The sequence below is a fragment of the Actinomyces sp. ICM39 genome (assembly GCF_000282935.1).
In the GTDB taxonomy this organism is placed as follows: domain Bacteria; phylum Actinomycetota; class Actinomycetes; order Actinomycetales; family Actinomycetaceae; genus Pauljensenia; species Pauljensenia odontolytica_B.
The window spans coordinates 1-8,020 of sequence record NZ_ALCB01000030.1; the positions used below are offsets into that span (position 1 = coordinate 1).

Below are 8,020 nucleotides of genomic sequence, written 5' to 3' on the forward strand. Positions count from 1 at the left end.
GGCCCGCCCTGGCCCTGCCACCGCCCACCGGCACCGCGGCCAGGCCCCGCCACCGCCCATCAATTTCGCACGTAATTCCCCTGCGGCTTGTTCAAACATTGAATTTGCGTCGTTGGAATTGCAACGTTTTTGGGGTGTCTCGAAAAATGACCGCGATAAATTACGTGCGAAATATGGGTGGCGGTGATGTTCTTGCTCCCGTGGGCACCACAGCCAGGCCCCGTGCCTCGAAGCGTTCCCTGTCCTCAGTTTCGCATGCAATTCCCTGACACCTGCAGTTCGTCACTGAGTGAAAAGCCCGGAATTTCAACGATTATATTTCAAAGCATGAAGTGTGCGCGGGGGAATTGCATGCGAGTTTTTGGGGTAGCGGGCACATTGATACCTGCTGGTCGCGCAGCTGGAACCCGCGAGCCAGGTTGGCCGGTTGTCTGAAACCGCCATCGCCTTTGCTCGCTCGTGCTCGTGTGGGATTGAAACCGTCATCGCCTTTGTGGGTGCGAAATGGGTGTTTTTGGTGCAGTTTTCGGGTGCAGAGGTGATGCCGGTTTCAATGGTTGCTGTTCAGGGGCGCGCAGTGGTGTTGTCGGTTTCAAAGTCGCCACGTTGTCGCTCCTCTTGCGCGAAAAAGTTCGCCCAGCGTGGCCTGATGTGTGCGTGAGCGCGAAAAAGTTCGCCCTGCGCGCTCACAATGGCTCAAAATTGGCGTTTTTACGCTTGCTGGGCGAACTTTTCGCGGAAATGCCGCTGAAGGGGCCGTGCTGGGCGATTTTTTCGCGCCAATCGGCCCTGCGCCCAGGTCTTGTAGGCGACGTGGCGCACGAGGCTGGCTGCGGTGGGGGTTTTGCAGCATTAGAAGCTGGTTAGCGGCGTGTCGCCGGCGTGTCGTACCTCTAATGACGCCATTTCCCCCGTTTGGTGACGGCCCGGCCGAGCCGAGCGCCGCAAGCGCGCGGAGCACGTGCGGCAGCCCCTGCAACTGGACTATTGGTCAGCTATCACTGTATAGTTCAGTGCATGCTGACTATTGCTTCGCGCCTCGACGTCATGAACCGGCTCGGCCGGGCCATGGCCGACCCGACGCGTTCCCGGATCCTGATGTCCCTGCTTGACGGCCCGAGCCACCCCGCGGTGCTCTCGCGCGAGCTGGGGCTGACCCGCTCGAACGTGTCCAACCACCTGACCTGCCTGCGCGACTGCGGGATCGTGGTCGCCGAGCCCGAGGGCCGCCAGACTCGCTACGAGATCGCCGACCCGCACCTGGCCGCGGCGCTGACGGCACTGGTCGATGTGACCCTCGCCGTGGACGAGAGCGCGCCGTGCATCGACCCAGCCTGCTCGGTGCCAGGCTGCTGCGCCGCGAGCAGTTCGGGGGACGCCTCGTGAGCGCCGCCTGCGGCTGCGACGAGCCGACGACCAGTCCCGCGGACGAGGCAGAGGAGGTAGAGCGCCCGTGGTGGCGTGATCCCGGCCTGGTCGTGCCGATCCTCTCCGGCGTCGCGTTCGGCACTGGCCTGGCGCTGGAGTGGTCGGGGCTGCACATCGCGGCGCTGGTCGCGTTCTGGGCGGGCCTGCTGCTGGGCGCGTACACGTTCGTGCCCGGTGCGATTCGGAATCTCGTTGTGAAGCGCAAGCTCGGGATCGCGCTGCTGATGACGATCAGCGCCGTGGGCGCGGTGATCCTCGGCTACGTCGAGGAGGCGGCCGCGCTGGCGTTCCTCTTCTCGATCGCCGAGGCCCTGGAGGACAAGGCGATGGACCGCGCCCGCGGCGGGCTGCGCGCGCTGCTGAAGCTCGTGCCGGAGACCGCGACCGTGCTGCGCGACGGGACCTCCGCCTCGGTCCCGGCCAGGGAGATCGCCGTCGGCGACGTGCTGCTGGTCCGCCCTGGCGAGCGGGTCGCGACCGATGGGCTGGTCCGCTCGGGCCGGTCGAGCCTGGACACTTCGGCGATCACGGGTGAATCGATCCCGGTCGAGGTCGCGCCCGGAGAAGCGGTGTCGGCGGGCGCGATCAACAGCGCCGGCGTGCTGGAGGTCGAGGCGACCGCCGCGGGCACCGACAACTCACTGACCACGATCGTGGAGCTGGTAGAGCAGGCCCAGGCCGAGAAGGGCGACCGAGCCCGGATCGCTGACCGGATCGCCCGCCCGCTGGTGCCCGGCGTGATGGTCCTCGCTGTCCTCGTCGGCGTGCTCGGGTCCCTGCTCGGTGACCCGGAGACCTGGATCACCCGCGCCCTGGTCGTCCTCGTCGCGGCCAGCCCCTGCGCGATGGCGATCGCGGTGCCCGTCACCGTGGTCTCCGCGATCGGTGCGGCGACCAAGTTCGGCGTCGTCATCAAGAGCGGGGCCGCCTTCGAGCGCCTCGGCGGTATCCGGCACCTGGCCGTGGACAAGACCGGCACTCTGACCCGCAACCGGCCCGAGGTAACCGCCATCGTCGCCGCCCATGGGTTCGACGATGCACAGGTGCTTGCTTGGGCTGCCGCAGTGGAGCAGCACTCGACGCACCCACTCGCCGCCGCCATCGCCGCCGCGGGCCGGGGAACCCCCGCCGCGCAGGACGTGGCCGAGGAGGCCGGGCACGGCATCGGTGGCCTGGTCGACGGCCGCAGGGTGGCGGTGGGCAGTCCGCGCTGGATTGACGCCGGTCCGCTCAAGGCCCGGGTCGAAGACCTGGAGGCCGAGGGGCAGACCTGCGTGCTCGTCACCGTCGACGGCTTCCTGGCCGGTGCGATCGGCGTCCGCGACGAGCTGCGCCCCGAGGTCCCCGAGGTCGTGCGGACCCTGCGCGACCAGGGCGTCGAGGTGAGCATGCTCACCGGCGACAACTCCCGCACCGCTGCTGCGCTGGCGAAGCTGGCCGGGATCGGCGACGTGCACGCCGAGCTGCGTCCCGAGGACAAGGCTCGTATCGTCGCCGGGTTCTCGGAGACGTCGCCGACCGCGATGATCGGCGATGGCATCAACGACGCGCCCGCCCTGGCCGGGGCGACCGTGGGCATCGCGATGGGCGCGACCGGCTCCGACGCCGCGATCGAGTCCGCCGACGTCGCCTTCACCGGCCACGACCTCGGCCTCATCCCGCAGGCTCTGCGCCACGCCCGCCGCGGCGGCAGGATCATCAACCAGAACATCGTTCTGTCCTTGGCGATCATCACTGTGCTGCTGCCGCTGGCGATCACCGGCGTGCTCGGCCTGGCAGCGGTCGTCCTCGTGCACGAGGTCGCCGAAGTCGTCGTCATCGCCAACGGACTGCGGGCTGCGCGTGCCCGCAAGCAATAGGTGTTCCGTCCAACGCCATAACTCAGACATGCGCTACGAGAACCCCCTCTATCTCGCCGAGGAGGCCGCAGCCCTGGACCTGATCGCCGACGGCCACACCGCCCTCGACGCTCATTAAGCAGCTGAGCCAGGACCGCGCCCTCGCGGAGGCCGACACCCTCCTCCTGACGATCCCCAACCAGCTCGGATTCGAGGAAAACTGGTCGATTATCCGCAACTTCGCGGAGTACGTGGCCCCCGCGCTCGGGTGGGAGCCGGAGCGTCCGGGTGCCCTCCCGACGGGCTACGACATTGACGAGGCCGGGGCCGAGTAGCCGGTCCCGCGCGGTTCGGTGACTGGGAGTAGGCGACTCGGTTATCGCATCTTGCCGTCTGTGATCGGCAGAGAGGTGTCAAGCGTCGATCAGCGCCTCGTCATTAAGCCGGGGTGGGGCATCGGGAAGCCCCACCCCGGTTTCCCTTTTTGTGTGTGCTGGCATACACTGGTCGGACACTATCCACGCAAGACGATGAGGTCTTCACATAATGGCTCGACGCTCCAAGGGCGCGGTGTCAATCAATCCGCGCTCCGCTCAGAATATGTCCACGCGACCGGCAGATTTCTCGAAGAAGAAGCAATCAATCAGCCCGGTCAAGGTATTCGGCGCCGTAGCGGCGCTGGCGTGCATCGTGACCTGCCTGTTCGTGCAGCTACCCGGCCTCGATGTGGCCGGTACGCGCATGTTCGGCATCTTCCTGGCGGCGATTCTGCTGTGGGTGACGGAGGCGGTGCCGCTCGCGGGCACGGCCGTCCTCGTTATCTTCCTGGAGGTCCTGTTTATTTCGGACCACGCGCTGCTGAGCGTGGGTGAGGGTGCCCCGGCATACACGAAGTTCTTCGGTGCCCTGGCTAACCCGGTTATCATCCTGTTCCTGGGCGGCTTCATGGTGGCCGACGGCGCCGCCAAGTACAAGCTTGACCGCGCCCTGTCGGCGGTCCTCCTCAAGCCCTTCATGGGCAAGCCGCGCTTGACCGTCATGGGCGTCATGCTGATCACCGCGATCATGAGTATGTTCATGTCGAACACGGCGACCACGGCGACGATGTTCGCCGTCATGATGCCCGTCATCATGGCTCTGCCCGAGGGTAAGGCGCGCACCGGTATCGCCCTGTCGATCCCGGTCGCCGCGAACGTCGGCGGCATGGGCACGCCGGTCGGAACGCCCCCGAACGCGATCGCTCTGGGTGCCCTGGAGAACGCGGGCGTGAAGGTGACCTTCCTGCAGTGGATGCTCGCGGCCGTCCCGCTCATGCTGGTGCTCCTGGCTCTGTCGTGGGCGTTCATCGCGTGGCGCTACATCCCCAGCGACGCCAAGTTCGACATTGATACGTCGGCGCGCTTCGAGAAGTCGCGCAGCGCGATCATCTTCTACTCGGTCGCGGGTGCGACGATCCTCCTGTGGATGACGGAGTCGCTGCACCACATTTCTGCCAACGTCGTGGGCTTCCTGCCGGTCGTGGTCCTTCTGATGACGAAGGTGATGAGCGGCGACGACCTGCGCGCCCTGGACTGGCCGGTCCTGTGGCTGGTCGCGGGCGGTATTGCGCTGGGGTCGGGCGTGGCCGCGACGGGTCTCGACAAGTGGATGCTCGGCTCGATCCAGTGGGCCTCGATCCCCGGTATCCTCCTGATCTTCGTGCTGGCCCTCGTGGGTTGGGTGACCTCGAACGTCATTTCGCACTCCGCGTCCGCGAACCTCCTGATCCCCATGGGTATGGGCCTGGCGACGACGGTCTCCACGAGCGCCGCCGAGATCGCCATCGTCATCGCCCTGGGTTGCTCGCTCGGCATGTGCCTGCCGATCTCGACCCCGCCGAACGCGATCGCTTACTCGACGGGCACGACCCCGACCCGCGAGATGGCGATTGTCGGCATCGTGGTGGGCGTTGTGGGCATCATCCTCCTGGCGTTCATCGCGCCGCTGACCTGGGGATTCATTGGGGTGATGTGACGTGTCCGGGGACGAGGCCATGGTCGGTTCGGGGGCGGCGCGCCCCCGGCCGGGGCTGGCCCGCGGGTGGACGCAGGGGCCGGCGGCGGAGGACGCCTCGGTGCTGGCTCGCACGGATGTGCGCAGCGGCGGGCACCGAGCCGGCTACCCGATTCACATGCTGGTCGTAGGCGACGACTCGCGCTCGATTGCCGCGCCCGTTACGAGGGATCTAGCGCACGCATTCCCGGGCCTGTGCCTGGATCGCATCGACGAGATTGAGGACCTGGCCGCCTACGAGGCCAGCCTGAACCCGGGCGACCATGTGCTGATGGGCCTGGTGACCTCCGAGGTCGACGATATTGATGCGCTCATTGACCGTGCGAGGACTTTCCCGGCGCTGCAGCGCATGCAGTGGGTGGTGGTGACGGATAAGCCCGAGCACCGCGACCTGGCCCGGTGCATGCAGTCATGCGCGCTCGCCTCGGTCCTCAAGTCCCCGTGGACGGTTCCCCTGCTGGCAGGCCAGGCCTATTCGACGATGGTGCGATACCTGCAGGGGTGCGGCTATTCGGATAGGCAGATCCGCTCGCTCATCGCTGATCCGCCGCCTTTCGCCGTGCAGGGCCCGCTCCTGGAGGGCCTGGACCGCGACGAGCACGAGGTCGTCATGGAGCTCCTCGCCGGCGTCGAGCGAGTGCTCGGCCAGAGGCCTCGGCTCATCGTTCCCGAGGGGATACAGCTGGTGACCCAGGGCGAGCCGGTGGGCGCCGTCTACCTGGTGCTCGACGGGCAGGTGTCGCTCCACAGGGATTCGGCGCAGGGTGAGGTCCTGGCGCACCTGGCCTCGTCGGGCCCTCTCATCGGCCTCGTGTCGTTGGCCCGCGCGGAGGACGCGTTCTTCACGGGCGAGACGGCGACCGAGGCGACGCTCGTGCGCCTGACGACCGAGCAGCTCCAGATCGTCATCTCTGAGGACCCGTCGATCGGCGCGACCCTGACCGCGCTCGCGATCCGCTCGCTGACGCGCCGCCTCATGCGCGCCGAGGACCTCCACCTGCAAAACGCGATGCTCGCCGAGGACCTCGAGGCCCAGAAGGAGGCCCTGGCGGCCACGCTCGAGGACCTGCGTGCCACCCGCGCCGAGCTGGTCGAACGCGCGCGCTTCGCCATGCTTGGCGAGCTGAGCGCCGGCATCGCCCACGAGCTCAACAATCCGGTGACCGCCCTCGTGCGCGCGGCCAAGCACCTGCATGAGGATGTCGACGCCGCGCTCGCGGCACCGGCCACGGCCTCGTCGAGGGAGGCGATGGCCCGCGCCCTCACCGCACCGCCGCGCTCCACGTCGGTTGAGCGCGCCCTCATGAAGGAGCTCCTGCCCGTCGTCGGTGACCGCACGCTCGCGCGTCGCCTCGTGCGCGCGGGGATCCAGGGGGCGGACGGCGCGCGTGCGCTCGCGCAGATCCCAGGCGGCATCGACGCGTACGAGGCCGGGGCGCGCCTGGGCGGATCCCTGCGCTCGGTGCTCGCCGCGGGCGACCGCGTCATTGAGCTGACCCAGTCCCTCAAGGGCTACGCGCGCCCGGACGCCGAGGACCTCAAGCCCGTGGACGTGCGCGAGGGCATCGACGATGTTCTGCGCCTCACCGCCCACAGGGTGCGCGGCATTCGCATCGACTGCGACTACGAGGACGTGCCGCCCGTGTACGCGCACCCGGCGAAGCTGCAGCAGGTGTGGACGAACCTCATCGTCAACGCTGCCGAGGCCATCGAGGACGAGAACGCCGACCTGGTCGCGGCAGCCGAGGCCTCGGGCGGCGTGCCCGAGCTGCCCGCCCGCGGCGAGGCCGACGCCCTCATCCGCATCACCGTGCGTCCCACGCCCGAGGGCGTGAGCGTCACCATCCACGACAACGGCCCGGGCATCGACCCCGGAATCGTCGACAAGATTATGGAGCCCCACTTCACCACCAAGGCGGGGCGCGTCCGATTCGGCCTGGGCATGGGCATGTCCATCGTCCGAAGCATTATTGCCGATCATGGGGGCACCCTCACGATCGACTCTCACCCGGGATCCACGATCATGCGGATCTCGCTGCCCGCCCAACCACACGAGGAGGAATCATGACCCTGACAATCCTGTCCCTTGAGGACGAAGCAGACGTGCGCGACGCACTCGAGCGCGATCTTGAACAGTTCTGGGACAAGATCCGGCTCGAAGTCGCCGAGGACGTTGACGACGCGTGGGCCGTCATCGACGAGATCGTCGAAGACGGGGACGAGCTTGCGCTGGTGCTGTCCGACCATCGCCTGCCCGGAAAGTCGGGCGTGGACTTCCTCGTGGAGCTCATGAAGGACGAGCGTTTCGGTGCGACCCGCACGGTCCTGGTCACCGGCCAGGCGGACCAGTCCGACACGATCCGAGCGGTCAACCAGGCGGGCCTGGACTACTACATCGGCAAGCCCTGGAACCCCGACGAGCTGCGCGCGGTCGTGCGCGACCAGCTCACCGAGTACGTCCTCGAGTCCGGCGTGAACCCCCTGCCCTACGTGAGCGTGCTCGACGGCGTGCGCGTCATGGAGGCGATCCGCTAAACGGTAGACGCAGGGCCGCCGCGCTTGCCGATGAAGGCGAGCGCGGCGGCCCTTGTTGTCTCTGTCAGCCCTGGGCCTGCTGGCCCGGGTCGTTGCACATCGTGATGCCCTCGAAGCCGGCGGCGCCCAGCACCTGGAAGATCTCGTCGAGGAGCACCATCGGCTCC

At 67.6% G+C, this 8,020-nt stretch carries 6 protein-coding genes; all 6 read left to right on the forward strand.

The window, feature by feature from the left end:
* Positions 1 to 657: 657 nt before the first annotated feature.
* Positions 658 to 867, forward strand: coding sequence for a hypothetical protein (locus HMPREF1137_RS10345; protein WP_196792937.1), 210 nt, complete (start codon positions 658 to 660; stop codon positions 865 to 867).
* Between the two features lie 150 nt (positions 868 to 1,017).
* On the forward strand, positions 1,018 to 1,386 hold the full coding sequence (gene cmtR, locus HMPREF1137_RS01695; RefSeq protein ID WP_007588138.1) for a Cd(II)/Pb(II)-sensing metalloregulatory transcriptional regulator CmtR: 369 nt from the start codon (positions 1,018 to 1,020) through the stop codon (positions 1,384 to 1,386).
* The gene (locus HMPREF1137_RS01700) at positions 1,383 to 3,287 is read left to right on the forward strand and encodes a heavy metal translocating P-type ATPase (RefSeq protein ID WP_007588136.1); all 1,905 of its coding nucleotides are present in this window, start codon (positions 1,383 to 1,385) and stop codon (positions 3,285 to 3,287) included. Before cmtR ends, HMPREF1137_RS01700 begins: the two co-directional genes overlap by 4 nt.
* Before the next feature lie 579 nt (positions 3,288 to 3,866).
* Positions 3,867 to 5,279, forward strand: a complete 1,413-nt coding sequence (locus HMPREF1137_RS01705) for an SLC13 family permease (RefSeq protein ID WP_034496296.1) — start codon at positions 3,867 to 3,869, stop codon at positions 5,277 to 5,279.
* Between the two features lie 19 nt (positions 5,280 to 5,298).
* On the forward strand, positions 5,299 to 7,386 hold the full coding sequence (locus HMPREF1137_RS01710) for a sensor histidine kinase (RefSeq protein WP_034496292.1): 2,088 nt from the start codon (positions 5,299 to 5,301) through the stop codon (positions 7,384 to 7,386).
* Positions 7,383 to 7,853, forward strand: a complete 471-nt coding sequence (locus HMPREF1137_RS01715; RefSeq protein WP_007588139.1) for a response regulator — start codon at positions 7,383 to 7,385, stop codon at positions 7,851 to 7,853. Before HMPREF1137_RS01710 ends, HMPREF1137_RS01715 begins: the two co-directional genes overlap by 4 nt.
* Positions 7,854 to 8,020: the final 167 nt, after the last annotated feature.

Bases quoted from the DNA above. Each gene is read 5' to 3' on its own strand.
- cmtR (WP_007588138.1), top strand. From the start codon at position 1,018: ATGCTGACTATTGCTTCGCGCCTCGACGTCATGAACCGGCTCGGCCGG.
- HMPREF1137_RS01705 (WP_034496296.1), top strand. From the start codon at position 3,867: ATGTCCACGCGACCGGCAGATTTCTCGAAGAAGAAGCAATCAATCAGC.
- HMPREF1137_RS01710 (WP_034496292.1), top strand. From the start codon at position 5,299: ATGGTCGGTTCGGGGGCGGCGCGCCCCCGGCCGGGGCTGGCCCGCGGG.
- HMPREF1137_RS01715 (WP_007588139.1), top strand. From the start codon at position 7,383: ATGACCCTGACAATCCTGTCCCTTGAGGACGAAGCAGACGTGCGCGAC.